This is a genomic window from Caballeronia sp. ATUFL_M2_KS44 (assembly GCF_023630965.1).
Classification (GTDB): domain Bacteria; phylum Pseudomonadota; class Gammaproteobacteria; order Burkholderiales; family Burkholderiaceae; genus Caballeronia; species Caballeronia concitans.
Genome location: NZ_JALQEA010000016.1, coordinates 232,986 through 255,606 on the forward strand (window position 1 = coordinate 232,986; position 22,621 = coordinate 255,606).

The 22,621-nt window shown below is 64.6% G+C and carries 25 protein-coding genes; 2 read left to right on the forward strand and 23 right to left on the reverse strand.

Annotated elements, in window-relative coordinates:
* Positions 1–46 precede the first annotated feature (46 nt).
* The 22 genes from nagZ to NCR39_RS09540 form a co-directional block, all read right to left on the reverse strand.
* Positions 47–1,075 (reverse strand): beta-N-acetylhexosaminidase, encoded by a 1,029-nt coding sequence (gene nagZ / locus NCR39_RS09435; protein WP_250451943.1) that lies wholly within the window; start codon positions 1,073–1,075, stop codon positions 47–49.
* 45 nt (positions 1,076–1,120) lie between these two features.
* Positions 1,121–1,525: a holo-ACP synthase gene (acpS, locus tag NCR39_RS09440; RefSeq protein WP_250451944.1), complete on the reverse strand. Its 405-nt coding sequence runs from the start codon at positions 1,523–1,525 to the stop codon at positions 1,121–1,123.
* Between the two features lie 10 nt (positions 1,526–1,535).
* Complete coding sequence (gene pdxJ / locus NCR39_RS09445; protein WP_250451945.1) at positions 1,536–2,309, reverse strand: pyridoxine 5'-phosphate synthase; 774 nt, start codon at positions 2,307–2,309, stop codon at positions 1,536–1,538.
* Entirely contained in the window at positions 2,306–3,211 is a 906-nt protein-coding gene (gene recO / locus NCR39_RS09450) for a DNA repair protein RecO (RefSeq protein ID WP_250451946.1), read from the reverse strand. The genes pdxJ and recO overlap by 4 nt, the downstream gene beginning before the upstream one ends.
* Before the next feature lie 16 nt (positions 3,212–3,227).
* Positions 3,228–4,127: a GTPase Era gene (era, locus tag NCR39_RS09455; protein WP_250451947.1), complete on the reverse strand. Its 900-nt coding sequence runs from the start codon at positions 4,125–4,127 to the stop codon at positions 3,228–3,230.
* A 60-nt stretch (positions 4,128–4,187) separates the two neighbouring features.
* Positions 4,188–5,255 (reverse strand): ribonuclease III, encoded by a 1,068-nt coding sequence (rnc, locus tag NCR39_RS09460; protein ID WP_250451948.1) that lies wholly within the window; start codon positions 5,253–5,255, stop codon positions 4,188–4,190.
* Positions 5,256–5,396: 141 nt separating this feature from the next.
* Positions 5,397–6,290 carry a signal peptidase I gene (gene lepB / locus NCR39_RS09465; protein WP_250451949.1) on the reverse strand — a complete coding sequence of 298 codons (894 nt, stop codon included), beginning with the start codon at positions 6,288–6,290 and terminating at the stop codon, positions 5,397–5,399.
* A 63-nt stretch (positions 6,291–6,353) separates the two neighbouring features.
* Positions 6,354–8,144 carry a translation elongation factor 4 gene (gene lepA, locus NCR39_RS09470; protein ID WP_250451950.1) on the reverse strand — a complete coding sequence of 597 codons (1,791 nt, stop codon included), beginning with the start codon at positions 8,142–8,144 and terminating at the stop codon, positions 6,354–6,356.
* Between the two features lie 123 nt (positions 8,145–8,267).
* The gene (locus NCR39_RS09475; protein ID WP_250451951.1) at positions 8,268–8,525 is read right to left on the reverse strand and encodes a glutaredoxin family protein; all 258 of its coding nucleotides are present in this window, start codon (positions 8,523–8,525) and stop codon (positions 8,268–8,270) included.
* A gap of 9 nt (positions 8,526–8,534) precedes the next feature.
* Positions 8,535–10,064, reverse strand: coding sequence for a DegQ family serine endoprotease (locus NCR39_RS09480; RefSeq protein ID WP_250451952.1), 1,530 nt, complete (start codon positions 10,062–10,064; stop codon positions 8,535–8,537).
* A 22-nt stretch (positions 10,065–10,086) separates the two neighbouring features.
* Positions 10,087–11,073: a MucB/RseB C-terminal domain-containing protein gene (locus NCR39_RS09485; protein ID WP_250452045.1), complete on the reverse strand. Its 987-nt coding sequence runs from the start codon at positions 11,071–11,073 to the stop codon at positions 10,087–10,089.
* Positions 11,074–11,130: 57 nt separating this feature from the next.
* Positions 11,131–11,781: a sigma-E factor negative regulatory protein gene (locus NCR39_RS09490; protein WP_250451953.1), complete on the reverse strand. Its 651-nt coding sequence runs from the start codon at positions 11,779–11,781 to the stop codon at positions 11,131–11,133.
* An 83-nt stretch (positions 11,782–11,864) separates the two neighbouring features.
* Positions 11,865–12,464, reverse strand: a complete 600-nt coding sequence (gene rpoE / locus NCR39_RS09495) for an RNA polymerase sigma factor RpoE (RefSeq protein WP_159836660.1) — start codon at positions 12,462–12,464, stop codon at positions 11,865–11,867.
* Positions 12,465–12,559: 95 nt separating this feature from the next.
* Positions 12,560–12,964, reverse strand: coding sequence for a protein YgfX (locus NCR39_RS09500; protein WP_250451954.1), 405 nt, complete (start codon positions 12,962–12,964; stop codon positions 12,560–12,562).
* A 90-nt stretch (positions 12,965–13,054) separates the two neighbouring features.
* The gene (gene fabF / locus NCR39_RS09505) at positions 13,055–14,293 is read right to left on the reverse strand and encodes a beta-ketoacyl-ACP synthase II (protein ID WP_040051402.1); all 1,239 of its coding nucleotides are present in this window, start codon (positions 14,291–14,293) and stop codon (positions 13,055–13,057) included.
* Positions 14,294–14,439: 146 nt separating this feature from the next.
* Entirely contained in the window at positions 14,440–14,679 is a 240-nt protein-coding gene (gene acpP / locus NCR39_RS09510; protein WP_004197638.1) for an acyl carrier protein, read from the reverse strand.
* A 239-nt stretch (positions 14,680–14,918) separates the two neighbouring features.
* The gene (fabG, locus tag NCR39_RS09515; protein WP_250451955.1) at positions 14,919–15,659 is read right to left on the reverse strand and encodes a 3-oxoacyl-ACP reductase FabG; all 741 of its coding nucleotides are present in this window, start codon (positions 15,657–15,659) and stop codon (positions 14,919–14,921) included.
* Positions 15,660–15,676: 17 nt separating this feature from the next.
* Positions 15,677–16,609: an ACP S-malonyltransferase gene (gene fabD / locus NCR39_RS09520; RefSeq protein ID WP_250451956.1), complete on the reverse strand. Its 933-nt coding sequence runs from the start codon at positions 16,607–16,609 to the stop codon at positions 15,677–15,679.
* 130 nt (positions 16,610–16,739) lie between these two features.
* Positions 16,740–17,729: a beta-ketoacyl-ACP synthase III gene (locus NCR39_RS09525; RefSeq protein ID WP_040051399.1), complete on the reverse strand. Its 990-nt coding sequence runs from the start codon at positions 17,727–17,729 to the stop codon at positions 16,740–16,742.
* Positions 17,729–18,877 carry a phosphate acyltransferase PlsX gene (plsX, locus tag NCR39_RS09530; RefSeq protein WP_250451957.1) on the reverse strand — a complete coding sequence of 383 codons (1,149 nt, stop codon included), beginning with the start codon at positions 18,875–18,877 and terminating at the stop codon, positions 17,729–17,731. Before plsX ends, NCR39_RS09525 begins: the two co-directional genes overlap by 1 nt.
* Positions 18,878–19,015: 138 nt before the next feature.
* Positions 19,016–19,195 carry a 50S ribosomal protein L32 gene (gene rpmF, locus NCR39_RS09535; protein WP_250451958.1) on the reverse strand — a complete coding sequence of 60 codons (180 nt, stop codon included), beginning with the start codon at positions 19,193–19,195 and terminating at the stop codon, positions 19,016–19,018.
* A gap of 133 nt (positions 19,196–19,328) precedes the next feature.
* Positions 19,329–19,946 (reverse strand): DUF177 domain-containing protein, encoded by a 618-nt coding sequence (locus tag NCR39_RS09540; RefSeq protein WP_250451959.1) that lies wholly within the window; start codon positions 19,944–19,946, stop codon positions 19,329–19,331.
* 332 nt (positions 19,947–20,278) lie between these two features.
* On the opposite strand from NCR39_RS09540, the gene NCR39_RS09545 reads away from it, so the two are divergent.
* Both NCR39_RS09545 and NCR39_RS09550 read left to right on the forward strand, forming a co-directional pair.
* Positions 20,279–20,890: a Maf-like protein gene (locus tag NCR39_RS09545; protein WP_250451960.1), complete on the forward strand. Its 612-nt coding sequence runs from the start codon at positions 20,279–20,281 to the stop codon at positions 20,888–20,890.
* Positions 20,887–21,606: an SAM-dependent methyltransferase gene (locus tag NCR39_RS09550; RefSeq protein ID WP_250451961.1), complete on the forward strand. Its 720-nt coding sequence runs from the start codon at positions 20,887–20,889 to the stop codon at positions 21,604–21,606. Before NCR39_RS09545 ends, NCR39_RS09550 begins: the two co-directional genes overlap by 4 nt.
* A gap of 3 nt (positions 21,607–21,609) precedes the next feature.
* On the opposite strand, the gene NCR39_RS09555 is transcribed toward NCR39_RS09550, so the two are convergent.
* The gene (locus NCR39_RS09555) at positions 21,610–22,578 is read right to left on the reverse strand and encodes a S49 family peptidase (protein WP_250451962.1); all 969 of its coding nucleotides are present in this window, start codon (positions 22,576–22,578) and stop codon (positions 21,610–21,612) included.
* Between the last annotated feature and the right edge of the window lie 43 nt (positions 22,579–22,621).

The window sequence follows — 22,621 nt, forward strand, 5'->3', positions numbered from 1 at the left end:
ACGGCAGTTTCAATGCCGTGGCGTTTATTTTTGCGGCCTGCGAACTTCAGCCCAGCGTGCTCGCGATCAGCGCCCGCGCCGCCTGATAGTCCGCCTGATTCTGCAGCTTGCTCCAGCGCAACGCCTTGCCGCGCGCACGCATGCGCGAGATGCGCTGCTGCGACGACTTCGACGGCGAGAAGCGCAATTGCTCCAGCACCTTGCCCGCCTCTTCCGGCTGATTGCAGATCAGCACCATGTCGCAGCCCGCCGTCAGCGCGGCCGTCGCGGCTTCGGTGAGCGTGCCGCCCGCGCGCGCCGCTTCCATCGAAAGATCGTCGCTGAAGATCGCGCCGTTGAAGCCGAGCTTGCCGCGCAGAATGTCCTGCAGCCAGATGCGCGAGAAGCCGGCGGGCTTGTCGTCGACTTGCGTGTAGATCACGTGCGCCGGGATCACCGATGCGAGCGACATGCCGAGCCAGTCGTACGGGCGCACGTCGGCGGCGAGGATGTCGTCGAGCGGGCGATCGTCCGTCGGCAGCGCGACGTGCGAATCCGCCGATGCGAAGCCGTGCCCCGGAAAGTGCTTGCCGCAGTTCGCCATGCCCGCGAGCGCGAGACCGTGATTCAGGCTCTTGGCGAGCATCGCGACGACGCGCGGATCGCTGTGCAGCGCGCGATCGCCGATCACTTGCGACTGCCCGTAATTCAGATCGAGCACCGGCGTGAAGCTCATGTCGATGCCGCACGCGCGCAATTCAGCGGCCAGCACGTAGCCGAACGCCGTGGCCGTCTTGGTGGCGAGGAGCACGTCCTTGTCCCACAGCGCGCCGAGCGTGCCGGGCGCGGGCAGCACCGTGAAGCCATCGGTGCGAAAGCGCTGCACGCGCCCGCCTTCGTGATCCACGGCGATGAGGATGTCGTCGCGCACTGCGCGGATCGCGTCGGTCAGCGCGACGAGCTGCGCGCGATCCGTGAAATGGCGCTTGAAGAGAATGACGCCGCCCGTCATCGGATGCGTAAGGCGCTCGATATCCGCCTCGGAGAGCGTCGTGCCGGCGACGTCGAGCATGACGGGGCCGGGAGTGCGTTTCATCGGATTCAATTGGCTTCTTGTGATGGTTGGATTGAGATGTGCGCTTCAGGCTTTGTCCGCCACTTCCGCGATGACGAAAGTCACCGCGTAATCGCGCTCGTCGGTGACGGTCACTTGCGCGGTGATGCCGCGTTGCGCGAGCCATTCGGCCAGTTCGCCCGATGCCGCGATCACGGGCTTGCCGCTCGGCTCGTTGAGCGTTTGCAGCGCGCGCCAGGTCATCGGCCAGTGCATGCCGAGGCCGATCGCCTTCGAGAACGCTTCCTTCGCGGAAAAGCGCGTCGCGAGGAACGCGAGGCCGCGCACTTCGGAGCGCGCGCGCCGCGCGTGGTAGATGCGCAGTTCGTCGGGGCCGAGCACCTTTTCGGCGAAGCGTCCCTTGGTGCGCTCCATGACCGCCGCGACGCGGCTGACTTGCACGAGATCCGTGCCGATTCCGTAGATCGCCATGATGCCGCGCTCAGCGCCTGGTTTGGGACGCGAGCCGCGATGCGACCATGATCGCCTTCATCTCGCGCACCGCGTTGTCCCAGCCCGCGAAGATCGCGTGCGCGACGATCGCATGACCGATGTTCAGCTCGACGATGCCTTCCAGCGCGGCGATCGGCTGGACGTTGGTGTAATGCAGACCGTGGCCCGCGTTGACCTTGAGCCCGAGCGAATTGCCGAAATCGACGCTCTTCGCGACGCGCTCGAACTCGCGCTGCTGTTCGGCTTCGTCGTGCGCTTCGGCGTAGCGGCCCGTGTGCAACTCGATGACGGGCGCCTGCGCTTCCTTCGCGGCGCGAATCTGCGTCTCGTCCGGATCGATGAACAGCGACACGCGGATGCCCGCATCGGCCAACTGCTTGCACGCGGCCTTCACCGCTTCGAACTGGCCGGCGACATCGAGACCGCCTTCGGTCGTCAATTCCTCGCGCTTTTCCGGCACGAGGCAGACATCGTGCGGCTTGATTTCGCACGCGATGTCGAGCATCTCGCGCGTCACCGCGCATTCGAGATTCATGCGCGTCTTGAGGAGCGGCCGCAGCGTGCGCACGTCGGCATCGACGATATGACGGCGATCCTCGCGCAGATGCAGCGTGATCGCATCCGCGCCCGCTTCTTCGGCGGCGAGCGCGGCGCGGATGGGATCGGGATAGGACGTGCCGCGCGCGTTGCGCAGCGTGGCGACATGATCGATGTTCACGCCGAGATCGATCACGCTCGCGGGCGATGAGAGAAAGAAGCTCATAGATTTTGCAGGTCGATCAGAATCTGACGGGTGGCGAGCGGCGCGCCGCCCAGGTGGTAATTCAGCAGGAAACGCATCAGCGTCTTGCTTTGCACGGCGGTCTGGCCGCTGCTGTAGTCGTCGCGCTCCATGTCGAGCAGCGTCTGCCCGGCGATGACCGGCCATTGCGCGGGAAGATCGTCGGAGGCTTCGCGCACGCCGCGCTCGGGATCGAACGTGTAGCGGCGTTCGGGCAGCACGCTGTCGCGCGCGACGGTGCGCGTGAGCGCCATCGCATAGCCGGTTTCGCGCAGCAGCACGCGTTCGAAGGAGCGCAGCACTTGCACCGCCGGTTCGCCGTGCGCGAGGCGCGAGAGCGTCAGCACGTAATGATTGAAGAGCGCGGGATGCGCGTCTTCGCGCGCGCAGAATTTCACGAGCAGTTCGTTGACGTAGAAGCCGCAAAGGAGCGCATCGCCGGTCAAAGGCAGCATGCCGCCGACCCATTCCGCCGTGGTCAGCGTGCGGACTTCGCCTTTGCCCGTCCACGAAAGGCCGAGCGGCTGGAACGTCTGCAACACGCCGCGCAGCGCCGAATGCGGACGCTTCGCGCCTTTCGCGACGAGCGCGATGCGCCCGTGATCGCGCGAGAAGACATCGATGACGAGACTGGTTTCGCGATACGGATGACTGTGCAGCACGAAGCCCGGCTGCTCGCTGACGCGAAAATCGGAGCGCGGCGCGGCGCGCGGCGGTTTGGGTCTATCCGCGCCGCCGGCAGCGGACGATGACGACGACGGCGCGCGCCGCCGCTTCGGAGCCGGCCGCGCGGGACGCTCGGGCGCGTCGAAGTCGTCGTCAGGACGATCGTCGGCGGGCGGCGACATCCACGCGTCGTTCGTGCCGGCGTCGATGGCGTTCATGGCTTCGTTCCATGCGTCACTCGTAGCCGTAAGCGCGCAAGCCTGCTTCGTTGTCCGCCCAGCCGCTCTTCACCTTGACGAAGGTTTCGAGATACACGGGGCCGTCGAAGAGCTTCTCCATGTCGAGCCGCGCCTCGGTGCTGATCTGCTTCAGCTTCGCGCCTTTCTGGCCGATGATCATCGCCTTGTGGCCGTCGCGATCGACGAGAATCGTCGCAAAGACGCGGCGCAGGCGCCCTTCCGTCTCGAACTTGTCGATGAGCACCGTGCTCGTGTACGGCAACTCGTCGCCGGTCCAGCGGAACACTTTTTCGCGCAGGATTTCGGCGGCCAGAAAGCGCTCGCTGCGATCGGTGAGATCGTCTTCGCCGTAAATCGGCTCGCCTTCCGGCAAATACGGCTTCACGACCGACATCAATCGCTTGATGTCCTCGGGATGCTTCGCCGACAGCGGCACGATCTCGCGGAAGTCGCGCAACGCGGACATCTGCTGCATGAACGGAAAGAGCGAATCCTTGTCGCCCACGCGGTCCAGCTTGTTCGCGATCAGGAGCGTCGGCGTGCCGGCCGGGATCAGGTCGAGCACTTTCTGATCGTCGGGGCCGAAGCGGCCGGCTTCGATCACGAAGAGAATCGCATCGACCGATGTGAGCGTGGACGTGACCGCGCGATTCAGCGAGCGGTTGAGCGCGCCGCTGTGACGCGTCTGGAAGCCGGGGGTATCGACGAAGATGTACTGCGCGTCGTCGAACGTGTTGATGCCGGTGATGCGATGACGCGTCGTCTGCGCCTTGCGCGACGTGATGCTCACCTTCTGGCCGACGAGCGCGTTCATGAGCGTCGATTTGCCGACGTTCGGCCTGCCGACGATGGCGACCATGCCGCAGCGGAAACCGGAAGATGTGGAAGCGTTCATAGTGGTGTGCAGCCTGAATTCGTTGGGCGCGTTTAAGCGGATGCGCGTGGGGCGTGCGCGTCAGTGGCCGGCGTCGGCGGCGCGCACGACGCGGTTCGCCGGGGCGTCGCCGCTCGCGCTGCTGTTGGTTTCCGGTCCGTCGTCGCGTTCGGCGGATGGCTGGGACGCATCGCTTTTCGCCGCCTTCTCCGGACGATGAATCACGTGCCGCTCGGGTTTGTCGGCGGTGGCGTACGCGCCCGCGGACGGTTCGACGTGCGTCGCGCGGATCACCGCGAGCGGCGCGGCTTCGTGCGCGTCCTCCGCTGCATGGCTGCGCTGACGATCCCGCTCCCGCCGATCCGGCGAGCGCAAATCGAGCGCGGCCTGCACGCCGATGCCGCCCGGCATCGCGTCGTGCTCCGCCAGCTTCGCCGCCCGCGCGCCCTTGCGCTTCGGCTTCACGCCGAGCGTCGGCGCGGCGGCCACGACTTCGTCGAGCGCCTTTTTCGCCGCAGCCTGTTCCGCCGCGCGACGGCTCGCGCCCGAGCCCGACACTTTCACGTCGAGCTTCGGCACCGAGCATTCCACTTCGAACTGCTGGTTGTGCGCCGCGCCGTGCGTGGCCACGACCGTGTAAGTCGGCAGCGCGATCTTGTGGCCCTGGAGATACTCCTGCAGCAGCGTCTTCGCGTCCTTGCCGATGGTGCGCGGATCGATGTGATCGAGCACCGGCGTATAGAGACGCTTGATGACGGTGTGCGCGGCGTCGAAACCGCCGTCGAGGAAGATGGCGCCGAAGATGGCTTCGAGCGTGTCGGCGAGAATCGACGGACGGCGGAAACCGCCGCTGCGCAGTTCGCCTTCGCCGAGCCGCAGCCCTTCGGACACGTTCAGCGCCTGCGCGATTTCGTAAAGCGATTGCTGTTTGACCAGATTCGCCCGGACGCGCGACAGGTCGCCTTCGTCGAGTTTGCCGAATCGCTGAAACAAAAGCGCAGCTACCACGCAATTTAGAACGGAATCGCCGAGAAATTCGAGCCGTTCGTTGTGCGTGGCGCTGTGACTGCGGTGGGTCATCGCCTGGCGCAGCAATTCCGCATTGCGGAATTCGTACCGCAGCCGGCTTTCCAACGGAGAAGAGGGCATGGACAGAGTATAACGCGCCCGCCAAGGCGGCTGATTCCGCCCGGCGGGCCGGGAAAACGCGTGGCGAGACGGTGTTAGCCGCGCTTCTTCACGCCGTTTCGAAGCGCGCGCCGGCACGTTCCCGGCGGCGCGCGCGAATCATCACTGGAACGAGCCGATGCGCTTCAGGTTGCTGAAGTTCATCCAGATGAAGAACGCCCGTCCGACGATGTTCTTGTCCGGCACGAAGCCCCAGTAGCGGCTGTCGGCGCTGTTGTCGCGGTTGTCGCCCATCATGAAGTAATGGCCCGGCGGCACCTTGCACGTCACGCCTTGCGCGTTGTAGACGCAGTTGTCGCGATAGGGGAAATCGTCCGCGCCCATGACGAACGGCGGCACTTGCGGATTGTTGAGGATGGCGTTCTTGCGGCCGTCGAGGTCTTCCACGAACTGCTTCGCGTAACCGATGCGCTCTTCGTCGAAGTAATCCGGCTGCGGCGCTTCGGGCACCGGCTTGCCGTTGATCGTGAGCTGCTTGTTTTCGTACGCGACGGTGTCGCCCGGCAAGCCGATCACGCGCTTGATGTAGTCGACCGATTCGTCCTTCGGATAGCGGAACACCACCACGTCGCCGCGCGTGAGCGGCTTGCCGTTGGTCAGCTTGGTGTTGCTGATCGGCATGCGCAGACCGTATTCGTACTTGTTCACGAGGATGAAGTCGCCGACGAGCAGCGTCGGCACCATCGATCCCGACGGAATCTTGAACGGCTCGACGATGAACGAGCGCACCACGAACACCGCGAGAATCACCGGGAAGAAGCTCGCCGTGTACTCGAGCCACCACGGCTGGCGCAGCCGCTCGTTGCGCAGACGCGCGCGCGTTTCGGCGGCGTTTTCATCGGCGAAACGCTCGCCGACGCGTTCCTGCTGACGGTCGAATTCGGCCGCGGCTTCATCCGCCGCGCGGCGGCGTTGCGGCGCGAACACCAGCTTGTCGAGCACCCATGCAATACCCGTCACCACGACGAGGATCAAAAGAATCAGTGCGAAATTCATCAAACGCTTCCGGTTGTTATCGTCGGTTGTTGTTGTTCTGCGCCGGGTTGCGGCGCGCGAACGTCATTCGTCCACGCGCAGGATGGCGAGGAAGGCTTCCTGCGGAATCTCGACCGATCCGACCTGCTTCATGCGCTTCTTGCCCGCCTTCTGCTTTTCGAGCAGCTTCTTCTTGCGGCTGATGTCGCCGCCGTAACACTTCGCGAGCACGTTCTTGCGCAGCGCCTTGATGTTTTCACGCGCGATGATGTTCGAGCCGATGGTCGCCTGAATCGCCACGTCGTACATCTGGCGCGGAATGAGTTCGCGCATCTTCGACGCCACTTCGCGGCCGCGATGCTGGCTCTGCGAGCGGTGCACGATGACCGAGAGCGCATCCACCTTGTCGCCGTTGATGAGCATGTCCACCTTCACGACATCGGCCGCGCGGTATTCCTTGAACTCGTAGTCCATCGACGCATAGCCGCGCGACGTCGACTTCAGGCGGTCGAAGAAATCGAGCACGATTTCCGCCATCGGAATTTCGTAGGTGAGCTGCACCTGGCGGCCGTGATACTGCATGTTCGTCTGCTGGCCGCGCTTGTTCGTACACAGCGTGATGACCGAGCCGACATATTCCTGCGGCATGTACAGGTTCACGGTGACGATCGGCTCGCGCACTTCCTCGATCTTCTGCGGCTCCGGCATCTTCGCCGGATTCTCGACGGAGATCGTCGTGCCGTCGCGCTGGACGACCTCATAGATCACGGTCGGCGCCGTGGTGATGAGGTCCATGTCGAATTCGCGCTCGAGCCGTTCCTGCACGATTTCCATGTGCAGAAGGCCGAGGAAGCCGCAACGGAAGCCGAAGCCGAGCGCTTGCGACACTTCCGGCTCGAATTGAAGCGAAGCGTCGTTCAGCTTCAGCTTTTCGAGCGATTCGCGCAGCGCGTCGTACTGGTTCGCTTCGACCGGATAAAGTCCCGCGAACACCTGCGGCTTCACTTCCTTGAAGCCCGGCAGCGGCTCTTGCGCCGGACGGCTGGCGACGGTCACCGTGTCGCCGACCTTGGCAGCGGTCAATTCCTTGATGCCCGCGATCACGAAGCCCACCTGCCCCGCCGACAACTGCGCGAGGTTCGTCGACTTCGGCGCGAACACGCCGAGATGCTCGACCGGATACTGCGCGCCGGTCGCCATCATCTTGATCTTGTCCTTCGGCTTGAGCGTGCCGTTGACGATACGCACGAGCATCACGACGCCGACGTAATTGTCGAACCACGAATCGATGATCAGCGCCTGCACCGGCGCGTCCGGATCGCCCTTGGGCGGCGGCACTTTCGCGATCAGCGATTCGAGCACGTCCTCGACGCCCAGGCCTGTCTTCGCGCTGCAATGCACGGCGTCGGTCGCGTCGATGCCGATCACGTCTTCGATTTCGGCGATCGCATTCTCGGGGTTCGCGGCGGGCAGGTCGATCTTGTTCAGCACCGGCACGACTTCCACGCCGAGCTCGATCGCCGTGTAGCAATTGGCGACGGTCTGCGCTTCGACGCCCTGGCTGGCATCGACGACGAGCAGCGCGCCTTCGCACGCCGACAGCGAGCGGCTGACTTCGTAGGAGAAGTCGACGTGCCCGGGCGTGTCGATCAGGTTGAGGTTGTAGACCTGGCCGTCGCGCGCCTTGTAGCTCAGCGCGGCGGTCTGCGCCTTGATCGTGATGCCGCGCTCGCGTTCCAGGTCCATCGAATCGAGCACCTGCGCTTCCATCTCACGATCCGACAGGCCGCCGCACAACTGGATGATGCGGTCGGCGAGCGTCGATTTACCGTGATCGATGTGCGCAATGATCGAGAAGTTACGAATATGATTCATTCAGTGCCGATCAAGCGAAAAAGGCGCGCCCTCACACACGCGGAGCACGCCTTGAAAATTTGGGGAAAACTTCTGCATTTTAGCCGAAAAGGGGGTGTACAGGCGTTTTCGGCTTCGGATGGCTCATGAGCGGCGCCGCCGGAGCGCCGCGTGCACGGCGTCCCGGTCCAGCCGGTAGTGACACAATTCGATGCCGTCGAGCATCAGCACCGGCACGCGCTCGTTATAACGCGCTTCGAGCAGCGGATCTTCGTCGATGTCGATCCATTGAATCCCGACGCCGAACCGCTTTGCGATGGGTTCGAGTTCGGCGCGCATGTCCTCGCACAGATGACACCAGGCGCGCCCGTACAGGACAAAAGGCGCGCCTTCTTCGATCATCGTCGAACGTTACTTCTGCGCCGGCACGCGCGGGCGCAACGGCACGAACTGCGTGTTGTCGCCACGGCGCACGAGAACCGCGACCATCTTGCTCGCATCGAGATTCTGGGCGACCGCTTCGAACTGCTTCGCGCTCGTGATGTCCGTATCGCCGATACGCATGATGATGTCGCCCTTCTGGAAGCCCGCGCGCGCGGCCGGCCCTTCCACGGCATCGACCATTACGCCGGTCGTGAGCTTCAGCGCCTTTTTCTGCTCGGCGGGAATGTCGCTCACGGCGAGACCCAGCGAATTGCTCGCGCGCTCCTTCGGCTGCGGCGTGCGGCGCTGCTCGGTCTTCGCGACCTTGTCCGGCTGCATTTCGGCGATGGTGATCGGCAGGTCGCGCGACTGGCCCTTGCGCCAGATCGTGATGGTCGCCTTCGTGCCGGGCTTGCTGTCGCCGACCATGCGCGGCAGATCCGTCGCCGTTTCGACATTCGTCCCGTTGAATTTCAGGATGATGTCGCCCGGCTGCACGCCGGCTTTGTCGGCGGGACCGCCCGACTCGACGCTGCTCACGAGCGCGCCCTGCGCCTTCGCCAGCCCGAGCGAATCCGCGACGTCCTTCGTCACTTCGCCGATGGCCACCGCGATGCGCCCGCGCACGACCTTGCCCGACGTCTTCAATTGATCGGCGACGCGCATGGCTTCGTCGATCGGAATCGCGAACGAGATGCCCATGAAGCCGCCGGTGCGGCTGTAAATCTGCGAGTTGATGCCGATGACTTCGCCCGCCATGTTGATGAGCGGTCCGCCCGAATTGCCGGGATTGACCGCCACGTCGGTCTGGATGAACGGCAGGTAGTCGCCCGTATCGCGCCCCTTCGCGCTGACGATGCCCGCGGTCACGGTGTTGTCGAGGCCGAACGGCGAGCCGATCGCCAGCACCCATTCGCCGACGCGCACCTTGTTCGAATCGCCGATGGTGATGGCCGGCAAGTTCGCCGCGCTGATCTTCACGACCGCGACGTCCGTGCGTTCGTCGACGCCGACGAGCCGCGCCTTGAACTCGCGCTTGTCGGTGAGCGTGACGTAGATGGTGTCCGCGTCGTCGACGACGTGCGCGTTGGTCATCACGTAGCCGTCCGTCGACAGGATGAAGCCCGAGCCGACGCCGCTGCTTTGCTCGGAGTTGTCCTGGCTGTCGTCGGGCGGAAGGCTGCGGCTGCCGCCTTTGCCCTGATCGCCGCCGCCACCGCCGCCTCCACCGCCGCGTGGCGAGCCGGGCTGTCCGGGCATCGGAATGCCGAAGAAGCGCCGGAAGAACTCGGACATGTCGCCTTCATCGAGGCCGGGCGGCAGACCGCGCAGATCGTTCGCGGTGCCGACGCGCGATGTCGTGCGGATATTCACGACCGAGGGCCCGACCTTGTCGACGAGCGACGTGAAATCCGGCAGGTTCACCGTGGGCACCGCCGCCGCCGTCTGCGAGACGAACGGCAGGCACACGGCGAGCGCCGCGGCCGCGATGAACTTGCGCAGCGAGTAGTGGCTCATAGGCTGGAGGCGAGGGATTCGATTACCGGGAAGGCTTGTATTCTATGGTAGAGGCAAATTGCTGCAAGGTGGCTTGCGGCACTTCCCCAAGCAAGGTAATCCAGAAATCGCCACGGCGCTTCACAAGCACGTGCGTCGCGCCGCTATTGCCCGCGCCTTCCTTGCGCGAACTCTTCTCGACCGGTTCCACGAACACGGAAATGGCGGCGAGGCCATCCGAGAACACGGCCTGATCGACGGGAATCGGCGCCTGACCTTGCTGGCTCGACGCCATCGGCCGGCGCAATTCGCGGATCTTCTTGAAGCCCGGGATGGTCGGCTTCAGTTGCCAGCCTTGCGCTTCCATGTCGACCGGCTGCACCGGCGGCCGCACGACGGTCCAGCCCGACGTGCTGCGCATGCCGTTCGCAATCGACGCCTTGTCGATCGCCCCGCCGATGCTCACCTGCGAGAACGAAAGCTGTTCGAGCACCTGGCCGTCCGGATCGAGCGTTTGCGCGCGCAGCAGCAGGCCGGTTTTGGCATCGGCCCAGAGCTTGTAGGCGAAACGATAGGAATCTTTGGGATCGAGCTCGATGACCTGACTGTCCACGCCCGCCACGCGGTCGTTGCCGAGCAGCTTCGGCTCGTACACGGACAAGACCTGGTCGCCGCTCGTGGCGAGCAACGCGGGGAACGAGTCCCGGCTCTGCCGATGCTCCATCACGAGCAAATGCCGCTCCGGGACGAACGTCATCATGTCGTCGTCGTGACGCAGCATGCGGCGCGGGGCGCCGTCGAGGCTTTCGAGCGATTCGTATTCGCCGTCGCCGCGCGTCGCGACATGCGTGATGCGCGACGACTGCACGGTCGTGCCGCGCTGGTAGACGAAAGTGCCCTCGTAATTCTGCTGCTGGGCCGCTTCGTGGATGCGGTTGAGCAGGCTGGCCGCTGTCTTGCGCTGCGCGGAGTCGTTGCCGTCAGCGAACGAACTCGATGCCGCCGACAACAACGCGGCTGCGCAGAACATCAATGCCGGCAGCCGCCCCCAATATCTAGTTTTGTTCAACCGCACATCCGCCCTCGGTTATTGGCTTTGCGAAGTCACGGCCGCGCGAATCAGAGGCATGGAGCCGGGCATCGCAGGCTGCTGCGAGAACTGCTGATGCGCTTCGAGATATTGATCGAGATTCGCGTCGCGGATGATGTTCGCCTCCACGACCGGCGACCCCGTGCTCACCGCCGGCACCGACGCCAGCGCCACGCGCTGCACCGCATCCGGCTGCGCGACGCTCGCCACTTGCGCGCCCGAACGGCTGCCGATGCCCTGCATCTGCGGCACGACGATCCACGTCAGCGTGGCCGCCGCAGCCGCCACCGCGAACGCCGGCACCACGCGCCGGCGCAGCAGGCCGCCGCGCGCCTTCGACGCCGCCGGGAGCGCCGCGGGCGCGAGCACATGCGCTTCGGCCTCGAAACGCGCGGAGAACGAAGCCATGAACGCGCTGCTCCGCACGGGGCTTTCGGCAAGATCGTCGGAACGCAGCGCGTCGCCGATCAGATGATAGTCGGACCACGCCGCGCGGTCCTGGCTCGTCAGTCCCGCAAGGAACTGGCTGATGTTTTGAATTTCGTCGAGCGATTCACCGTCGACGAACGCCGACATGCGCTCGCCGCGCGTGCCCGCCTGAGAATTTGTCTGCGAATTTCCGTGCGCTTGCATCGAGACCGACCCCATGATGCTCCCCAATCCTCTGATACCACCCCGTAGTGACACCACCTAACCCAGATATCGCGTCCCTGTCCCGTGGATTTCGCCGCCTACCAGCGCTTGCCTTCGGGAGTGTCCAACAACGGACGCAATTTTGCCGCAATGGCTTCGCGAGCACGGAAAATTCTCGATCTGACGGTGCCGATCGGGCAATCCATCATTTCAGCGATTTCTTCGTAGCTCAATCCTTCTATTTCCCGGAGCGTGATGGCGGTGCGCAGTTCTTCCGGCAGCAGGGCCATCGCAGCATTGACCGTTTGCGCGATCTGCTTGCTCATCAACATCGACTCGGGCGTGTTGATATCCCTTAGTTGGTCGGCGTCGGAGAAAGTTTCCGCCTCTTCCGCATCTGCTTCGGTAGAAGTGGGAGCGCGGCGGCCCTGCGTGGCAAGGTAGTTCTTTGCCGTGTTGACGGCAATCCGGTACAGCCAGGTATAGAAGGCGGATTCGCCCCGAAATTGCGGCAGCGCGCGGTAAGCCTTGATGAAGGCGTCCTGGGCGACGTCCTCGACCTCGGCGGGGTCGCGCACGAGGCGCGAGATCAGTCGAATGATCTTGCGGTGGTATTTGGCGACCAGCAGTTCGAACGCGGCTTTGTCACCCTTCTGCACGCGTTCGACCAGCACTTGGTCGATTTCTTTTTCGCTCACCTGGGAATCCGTTTGACATGGGGGCTGTTCGCGGACGGCTATTGTAGCGTTACCGACTTCGCGTTATCCCCGATGCTCATGCACCGTTACAGTCGTTACAGGAATGCGCTCGCGGCGCGGCGGGCACGCACTGCAAGTTGGCGGAAGGCGTCGGGGTCGATGGAATCGGCGGCGACGAAAAGCGTGCGCGGACGGCCTTTTCCCGACGACACGGTCAGCGCGAGCAGCCGCCCGCTCCATTGCGCGCAGCCGGTGATGGCGAGAAATTCCGCCTCGCCCGCACGATCCCAGACGGTGACGCCGTTCCCGTGCAGGCCGATCGCGGCCGGCTGGCGGCGCGCCCATCGGAACGCTGCGATTCCGAGCAGCGCGACGACGACGAATGCCGCCACTGCGCCGTGCCACGCGCCGAAATGGCCGGCCGCGCAATCGAAGACCGCCGTGCCCGCCAGTGCGACGAATGCGCCAAGCGCGACGAGCAGAAAGCGAGACGGCCGCATCGGGATGCGCGGCGGTGTGCCTGTCTCCCGATGCGGCCGATTTTCATGCGCGCCCGACATCACGTTCCCCGTTCCGGCGAGCGCTTCAGCTCAATGACGCTTGAAGACGAGCGAGCCGTTCGTGCCGCCGAAGCCGAACGAGTTCTTCACCGCGACATCGATCTTCATTTCCCGCGCGGTGTTCGCGCAGTAGTCCAGGTCGCACTGCGGGTCCTGGTCGAAGATGTTGATGGTCGGCGGCGAGATCTGGTTGTGGATCGCGAGCACCGTGAACACCGACTCGAGCCCGCCCGCGCCGCCCAGCAGGTGGCCGGTCATCGACTTGGTGGAATTCACGACGACGTTCTTCGCCTGATCGCCGAGCGCGCGCTTGATGCCGATGGTTTCCGCGATATCGCCGAGCGGCGTGGACGTGCCGTGCGCGTTCACGTAGTTCACTTCGTCCGCGTTGACCTTCGCGTTCTTCAGCGCGTTGACCATCGCGCGGCGGCCGCCGTCGCCGTCTTCGGGCGGTGCGGTCATGTGGTACGCATCGCCGCTCATGCCGTAGCCCAGCACTTCAGCGTAGATCTTCGCGCCGCGCGCCTTCGCGTGCTCGTACTCTTCGAGCACCATCACGCCCGCGCCTTCGCCGAGCACGAAGCCGTCGCGGTCCTTGTCCCACGGACGGCTGGCAGTGGCCGGATCGTCGTTGCGCTGCGAAAGCGCACGCGCCGCCGCGAACCCGCCGATGCCAAGCGGCGACACCGTCGCTTCGGCGCCGCCCGCGATCATCACGTCGGCGTCGCCGTATTCGATCAGACGCGACGCCTCGCCGATGCAGTGCAGACCGGTGGTACACGCGGTGACCATCGAGAGATTCGGGCCCTTGAGACCGAAGCGGATCGACAGATGGCCGGAGATCATGTTGATGATCGACGCCGGCACGAAGAACGGAGAAATGCGGCGCGGACCGCGATTGAGCAATTCGGTCTGCGTGACTTCGATCATCGGCAGACCGCCGATGCCCGAGCCGACCACCACGCCCACGCGCTCGGCGTTGTCTTCGGTGATCTCGAGGCCGCTGTCCTGCATTGCCTGGACGCCCGCAGCGAAGCCGTAATGGATGAAGGTATCCATGTGGCGCGCTTCTTTCGCGGGCATGTAGTCCTCGATGTTGAAGCCCTTCACCTCGCCCGCGAAACGGGTCGAGAAGTTCGTGGCATCGAACTTCGTGATATTGGCAATGCCCGACTTGCCCGCCACCAGATTGGCCCAGCCGTCGGCAACGGTATTGCCGACAGGCGAAACGAGCCCAAGGCCTGTAACAACAACTCGACGACGGCTCACGGTAACCCCTTATCCATAGAATGACAAAAAGCAAAAGCCACAGCGGCCACAGGAAACCGCCCTGTGTGCCCTGTGGCTGTTAAATCGGTTTTCGCAGCGACGATGCTTCAAGCTCGAAGAGCGACGAGTCGCCGACGCGTCCGGCCTTAGGCCTTGACGTTCGCGCGAGCGTAATCGATCGCTTGCTGAACCGTGGTGATCTTCTCCGCCTCTTCATCGGGAATTTCCATGCCGAACTCGTCTTCCAGCGCCATCACCAGTTCAACGGTATCGAGCGAGTCAGCGCCCAGATCGTTCACGAACGACGCTTCGTTCTTGATTTCGGCTTCCGCCACGCCCAGTTGTTCGGCGACGATCTTCTTCACGCGCTGTTCGATGTTGTCCATGCAACCCTCCGAGGGAATAAAAGTTCAAAAATACAAGTGCGCGCATTTTATCAGGTTTGGTCCCGCAAAATACGGCGCTTCAGTTCATGCTCCGCCGCCCGCTGCGCTTCATCAAGGGCGTTCGTGACGGGTCGCATCGTTTGTTGCCGCCGCGCTTCCGACGGTGCGCGCATGCCGGTCAAGCATTTCGCGCGCCCGTCTCCGGCGCGGATATTAAGCGAATTTCGGCGAAATGCCTATTACATGTACATGCCGCCGTTCACGTGCAGCGTCGTGCCCGTGATGTAGCCCGCGAAAGGCGACGCCAGGAACGCCACCGCATGCGCGATATCGTCCGGGCTGCCGAGCCGGCCGAGCGGAATCTGCGCGGTCAGCGCGGTGCGCTGCTCTTCCGGCAGAACCTTGGTCATGTCCGTGTCGATGAAGCCCGGCGCGATGCAGTTCACCGTGATCCCGCGGCTGCCGATCTCGCGTGCGAGCGCGCGCGTCATGCCCGCGACGCCGGCCTTCGCCGCCGCGTAGTTGGCCTGGCCGGGATTGCCCGAGCTGCCCACCACCGACGTGATGTTGATGATGCGTCCGCCGCGCGCCTTCATCATCGGGCGCAGCACGGCGCGCGACAGGCGAAACACGGCACGCAGGTTCGTGTCGATGACGGCGTCGAATTCGTCGTCTTTCATGCGCATCGCGAGCTGATCTTTCGTGATGCCCGCGTTGTTCACGAGAATGTTCAGGCCGCCGAATTCCTTCACGGCCGCGTCGATGAACGCATCGGCGGCTGCCGCGTCGTTCACGTTCAGCACCGCGCCGCGGCCCTTGCCGCCCGCCTGCGCGATCGCTTCGCCGATGCCCGCCGCGCCGCTTTCGCTCGTGGCCGTGCCGATGACCGTCGCGCCCTGGCGCGCCAGTTCCAGCGCGATCGCGCGTCCGATGCCACGCGACGCGCCCGTGACGATGGCTACCTGATTGTCCAAGTTCATGTCGTTCTCTCTCTTGCTTATCCAGCGATCAGTTTGCGCGTTTCCTCGAGCGACGCCGGATCGAAGATCGAGCCGCCGACCAGATTGCCGTCGATGCGCTTCGTCAAGCCCGCGAGCACCTTGCCCGGCCCGCATTCGACGACGTGCGTGACGCCTTCGCGCGCCATCGCCTGAACGCACTCGACCCAGCGCACGGCACCGGCCGCCTGACGCACGAGCGCGTCCTTGATGGCGGCGGGATCGGAGACGATCGCGACATCGACGTTATTGATCAGCGGAATGCGCGGCGCCTTGATCTCGACCTTGGCGAGATACTCGCGCAACTGGTCCGATGCGGGCTTCAGCAGCGACGAATGGAACGGTGCCGACACCGGCAGCGGCAACGCGCGCTTCGCGCCCTTCGCCTTCGCCACTTCGCATGCCTTCTCGACCGCCGCCTTCGCGCCGGCGATCACCACCTGCGCGGGCGCATTGAAGTTGACCGCTTCGACCACGCCCGCCGACGCGGCTTCGGCGCACACCGCGCGCACCGTGTCGTCGTCGAGGCCGAGGATCGCTGCCATGCCGCCTTCACCGACCGGCACCGCGTTTTGCATCGCCTGGGCGCGGAAACGCACGAGCGGGACGGCATCGGCGAAAGCGAGCGCGCCTGCCGCGACGAGCGCCGTGTACTCGCCCAGGCTATGGCCGGCGACGAGCGCGGGCGCAAGACCCGTTTCCTTTTCCCACACGCGATAGATCGCGTAGGCCGCGGTCAGCATCACGGGCTGCGTGTTCGTCGTGAGATTGAGCTCTTCCGCCGGGCCTTCCGCGATCAGCTTGCCTAGGTCCTGCCCGAGCGCATCGGATGCCTGCTGCACGGTCTCGCGCACCACGGCGTGATCGGAGAATGCGTTGAGCATGCCGATCGATTGCGAGCCTTGGCCCGGAAAAACGAACGCAAATTTCATATCGTCCTCGTTGATTGGAATGATCCGGAGGCCTTCACGGGCTGTCGCGCGGGCCGCGCGCGCGTGCGGCGCGCGGCGGCGGTCGTGAAGAGGATCAGTTGCAGATGAATAGAGGGGATGGATGAACGGATCAGTAGCGGAAGACCGATGCGCCCCAGGTGAAGCCGCCGCCCACGCCTTCGATCAGCACATTCTGTCCGCGCTTGATGCGGCCGTCGCGCACCGCGACGTCGAGCGCGAGCGGAATCGACGCCGCCGACGTATTGCCGTGATCGCCGACCGTCACCACCATGCGCTCCTGCGGCAAGTGCAGCTTGCGGCACGTGCTCTGCATGATGCGGATGTTGGCCTGATGGGGAATCAGCCAGTCGATTTCCTGCGGCGTGAGCTTCGCCTTTTGCAGCGCCTCGATCGCGACCTTCTCCAGCACGTTGACCGCGAGCTTGAACACCGCCTGGCCGTCCATGTGCAGGAACGCGCTGCCCGCGACCACGCCGCCGTTCACGTTGCCCGGCGTGCAGAGAATGTCCGCATAGCTGCCGTCCGCGTGCAGCGCGCTCGCCAGCACGCCCGGTTCCTCGGACGCCTGCAGCACGACCGCGCCCGCGCCGTCGCCGAACAGCACGCAGGTCGTGCGGTCCTTGAAGTCGAGAATGCGCGAGAACGTTTCCGCGCCGACGACGAGCGCCGTGCGATGCATCCCGCTGCGAATGAAGCTGTCCGCCGTCGCCATGCCGTACGCGAAGCCGGAGCACACGGCCTGCACGTCGAAGGCCGCGCCGTTATTCTTGATGCCCAGCTTGTTCTGCAGCAGGCACGCGGTGCTCGGGAACACGAAGTCCGGCGTGGACGTCGCGACGATGATGAGATCGATCGACTGCGGATCGATGCCCGCGGCCTCGATGGCCTTCTGCGATGCGATCAGCGCGAGATCGCTCGTGGTCTGATCCGGCGCCGCGAAGTGGCGTGCATGGATGCCGGTGCGCGCGACGATCCACTCGTCGCTCGTCTCGACACCTTGCGACGCGAGACGATCCGCCAATGCCTGATTCGTGATGCGCTCGGACGGCAGATAGCTGCCGGTGCCCAGCACGCGAGCGTAAAGATTGGATTGAGCCATTATGCCTTCGTGGGTAGCGCGGTGCCGGACGCGTCCGGCGGGTTTGGCAGGGAATTCGGCTGAGCGGCCGCAGCGCCGGTTGCTGCATCGGCGGGACTGGCGGCATCGGTAGCCGCTGCGCTCGGGCCGGCGTCGCGCGCGGGCTGAGCATTCTCTTCCATCGCGCGTACGAGGCGTTCGAGCACGCCATTTTTGACGGCATCATACCCGCGTTTGATCGCCCACTCAAAGCCGTAGGCTTCCGCCGAACCGTGACTCTTGATGACGAGCCCGCGCAGGCCGAGCAGCGCGGCGCCGTTGTATTGCGCCGGATCGACGCGCTTTCTGAAGCGCTTGAGCACGGGCATGGCGACGAGCGCCATCAGCTTGCTGGACAGCGAGCGCGTGAACTCTTCCTTGATCATGTCGGAGAGCATCTTCGCGAGACCTTCGGAGGTCTTCAGCGCGACGTTGCCGACGAAACCGTCGCACACGACGACATCGGTGGTGCCTTTATAAATGTCGTTGCCTTCCACGTTGCCGTAGAAGTTGAGCGTGCTCGCGCGCAGCAGTTCGCCCGCGCGCTTGATCGTCTCGTTGCCCTTGATGACTTCTTCGCCGATATTGAGCAGCCCGATGGTGGGGCGATCGCGCCCTTCGATCGCCGAGACGAGCGCGTGGCCCATCTCCGCGAACTGCAGCAGATGCTCCGGCTCGCAGTCGACGTTCGCGCCGAGATCGAGCACCGTGGTGTAGCCCTTCTGGCTCGGCATGGCGAACGCGATGGCCGGGCGCTCGATGCCCGACAGCGTCTTCAGCACATAGCGCGACACGGCCATGAGCGCGCCGGTGTTGCCGGCGGAAATGCAGGTCTGCGCCTCGCCGTCCTTGACGAGGTTCAGCGCGACGCGCATCGACGAATCTTTCTTCTTGCGCAGCGCGACTTCGACGGGATCGTCCATGGCGACCACTTCGGTCGCGGGAACGACCGTCAGCCGCGGCTCGTCCTGCGCCTTCGCCTTTTTGAGCTGCGCGCGGATCGCTTGCTCGATGCCGACGAGCATCAGGTGCGCATCGGGATGCGAGCGCACGAAATTGACGGCGGCGGGAACGGTCACGGCCGGTCCGTGGTCGCCTCCCATGCAGTCAATGGTTATCTTTACGGTCATGGAAAGCGACGAATTTCAGGCACAAAAAAGCGGCAGTGAAATGCCGCCTTCTTGTCGCACCGGGAAAGTGTCAAAGCGTGCCAGGCGCGCAAGGCCGCAGAACGGCCACGCGCATGCGGCAAAGCGTTGAACGAACGCTTAGTCGTTCTTCGTCTTGACGACTTTCTTGCCACGATAGTAGCCGTTCGGGCTCACGTGGTGACGCATATGCACTTCACCCGTGCCCGGCTCGACAGCCAGCGGAGCCGTCGTGAGGAAGTCGTGGGAACGGTGCATGCCGCGCTTCGACGGCGACTTCTTGTTTTGCTGAACTGCCATGATTACTCCAGAAAAATTTTGCGAATTCTAACACAGGCCCAACTCCGCGTTCGCGGAGGAACTGCCGGGCCGTCTGGCCCACCGCCTGAAGCGGGAGGTCGCCGCGCGGCCATGACTTCGCCGCGCCGCCACATCAATGCTTCTTGTCGTTCGGATCGCTCGATTTGAGCTTTTCCAGCACGGCAAACGGATTCGGTTTCTCGTCGCTCTCGCCGCCCTCGACCGCCTCGTCCTCTTCGCTGCCCGAGAGCAGGCTCTCGTGCACTTCCGGACAAACGCTGTGCTTCGGCACGAGCGGCAGCGACAACAACAACTCTTCTTCGATCAGGTCGACGAGATCGAACTGGCGCGAGCCGACGATCACTTCGACTTCATCTTCGTCGAGCGGAAATTCGTCCGCTTCTTCCTCCGTCGCCACGATCCGATACGTCGCGTCGACGTCGAGATGTTGCGAGTACGGCGAAAGACAGCGCTGGCACATGAGCCACACCGAACCGTGCACCGCGAGGCGCAGATAAGGCTGCGGCGCTTCCGTGCCGTCGTCCTGCAATTCCGGCTGGGTGGAACCCTCGCCCTGCCAGGTGAACACGGTGTCGCGCTCTGGCGCATCCGCCGGGACTTCGGCTAACATGCGCGGCAATTGCGAAACACGCAGCGCGCCCGCGGCCTGCCGCTTGTGTTCGGCGAAATCGTAGAGGTCGAGCGCGCGCAGATCGGCGGGGCTCGCAGGTTTGCCAGGATTCTGAGTCATGTGCGCTCCTGCCTATGCCGTTTGTTCATCTTGCGTTTCAAGCATGTCCGGCGCGCCGGACATGGCGTGGGCTCAGTATGCACCGTCCGCCGCATCTTGGTTGCACGATCGCAGGCGTGGCTTAGCCCGATTGCCAACCGCCGCACCAGCCGCACCGGCGGCACTCGCGTTCTCACTGGCGCCCGCGCTTCATCGAACAAGGCTCAACCGGCCAGGCGATGAAAAGCCCAAAATCATATAGGCTTTATTCTTTCGAGTCAAACACTTAAGGGTGCGCCACTGTTGCACGCGCGCCCCGCCGTTCCTTTCTTCATCTTTCACCCATTTCGTTCATGCCGGCTACAGACTTACCGCACCTCGTCCTCGCGTCCAGCTCGCCGTATCGGCGGGAGTTGCTCGAACGCCTGCGCATTCCGTTCGACGTCATTTCGCCCGATATCGACGAAACCCCGCTGCCCAGCGAAACGCCCGAGGCGACGGCCGTGCGGCTGTCCATCGCGAAGGCGCGCGCTGCGGCCGGGCGCGTCGGGCACGCGGGCGGCGCGCTCGTCATCGGGTCCGATCAGGTGGCGACGTTCGATGGCCGTCAGATCGGCAAGCCCGGCACGCACGAGAACGCCGTCGCGCAGCTTCGGGCGATGCGCGGCCGCGCGGTCGATTTCCACAGCGCGCTCTGCGTGTTCGATTCCCGCACGGGCGGCCATCAATCCGCCGATATCGTCACGCGCGTGCGTTTTCGCGATTACACCGACGGCGAGATCGAAGCGTATCTGCGCGCCGAAACGCCCTACGACTGCGCGGGCAGCGCGAAATCGGAGGGATTGGGCATCGCGCTGCTGGATGCGATCGAGTCCGACGACCCGACCGCGCTCATCGGCCTGCCGCTCATCGCGCTGACGAAAATGCTGCGCGCCGCCGGTTTTCCGATGCTGGGGGCGGCATGAGCGGCGTTCTCTATCTGATCCCGAACACGCTCGGCGAAGGCGACGCCGACGCGCTCGCGCACGTCCTGCCCGAACCGGTGCGCACGCAGGCCGCCGCGCTCGGCTATTACATCGGCGAAAACGCGAAGACCACGCGCGCGTTCCTGAAGAAAGTCGGCACCGTGCGGCCGATTCAGGAAATCGAGATTCGCGAGTTGAACGTGAATACGCCGCCCGCCGAAATCGACAAGCTGCTCGCGCCGATTCTCGCGGGCGCGGACGCCGGCCTCGTCTCGGAAGCGGGCTGCCCCGCCGTCGCCGATCCGGGCGCGCTGCTCGTGCGGCGCGCGCATCAGCGTGGCGTGAAAGTGGTGCCGTTCGTCGGTCCGAGTTCGATTCTGCTGGCGTTGATGGCGTCCGGCATGAACGGCCAGAGCTTCGCGTTCAACGGCTATTTGCCGGTCGATGCCGCCGAGCGCGGCAAGCGCCTGCGCGAGCTGGAGCAACTGTCGCGCAAGGCGAACCAGACGCAGATTTTCATCGAGACGCCTTATCGCAACCGGCAGATGCTCGATACGCTCATCGCTGCCTGCGCGCCGTCGACGCTGATTTGCGTGGCCGTCGATCTGACGCTGCCGGGCGAAACCATCGTCACGCGCACCGCGGCGGACTGGAAGAAAGCCGCCGCGCCCGAACTGCAAAAGCGCCCGGCGATCTTCCTGCTGCTGGCGTCGTAAGACTCAACGCAACTGCACCTTGCCGCCGAGCGTCAGCGCGCGCACGGCGGCATCGCCGATCGACGCCCCGAAGCGCCGCACCACGCGCTCGCTGATGCTTTCCTTCTGCGTGTAATCGACGATATCCGGCTGCTTGATAACTTCGCGCGCGACGTAATTCGCGTCGCCGAAGCCATCGGCGAGACCGAGTTGCACGCTCTTTTCGCCCGTCCAGAACATGCCGGAGAAGAGGTCCGGATCGTCCTTCAGGCGCTTGCCGCGGCCCTGCTTCACGGCGTCGATGAACTGCGCGTGGATCTGGTCCAGCATGTCCTGCGCGTGCGCGGTCATCTTCGGCGTCTCGGGCGAGAACGGATCGAACGCGCCCTTGTTCGCGCCGGACGTGTGCATGCGGCGCTCGACGCCCAGCTTGTCCATCAGGCCGGTGAAGCCGAAGCCGTCCATCAGCACGCCGATCGACCCGACGATGCTCGCCTTGTCGACATAAATGCGATCCGCCGCCGCCGCGATGTAGTAGCCGCCCGACGCACACATGTCGTCGACGACGACGTAGAGCGGCGTCTTCGGATACTTCGCGCGCAGCCGCCCGATCTCGCGATACACGATGCCCGCCTGCACCGGGCTGCCGCCCGGACTGTTGATGCGCAGGATCACGCCCGCCGTGCCGTCGTCCTCGAACGCGCTTTCGAGCGCGGCGTCGATGTTGTCGGCGCTGGCGTCGCTGTTGGCGGAAATTTCGCCTTGCAGGTCGATGAGCGCGGTGTGCTTCGTCGCCTTCGACACGTGATCGCCGGTGAAATCGAACACGCCCCACGCGATGAAGAGAATCACCGCGAGAAACACGAACCGGAAGAAGATGCGCCAGCGCCGGGCCGCGCGCTGCTCGCGGATGGCGGCGAGCGCAATGCGCTCGAGTGCGTCGCGCTCCCAGTTGTCGTTGCCGCGCGGATTGGGAGAAAGGTTATCGGACATGCGTGGTCGTTCGGGCGTGCAGCCGCGTCAAAGTAGAAAAAGG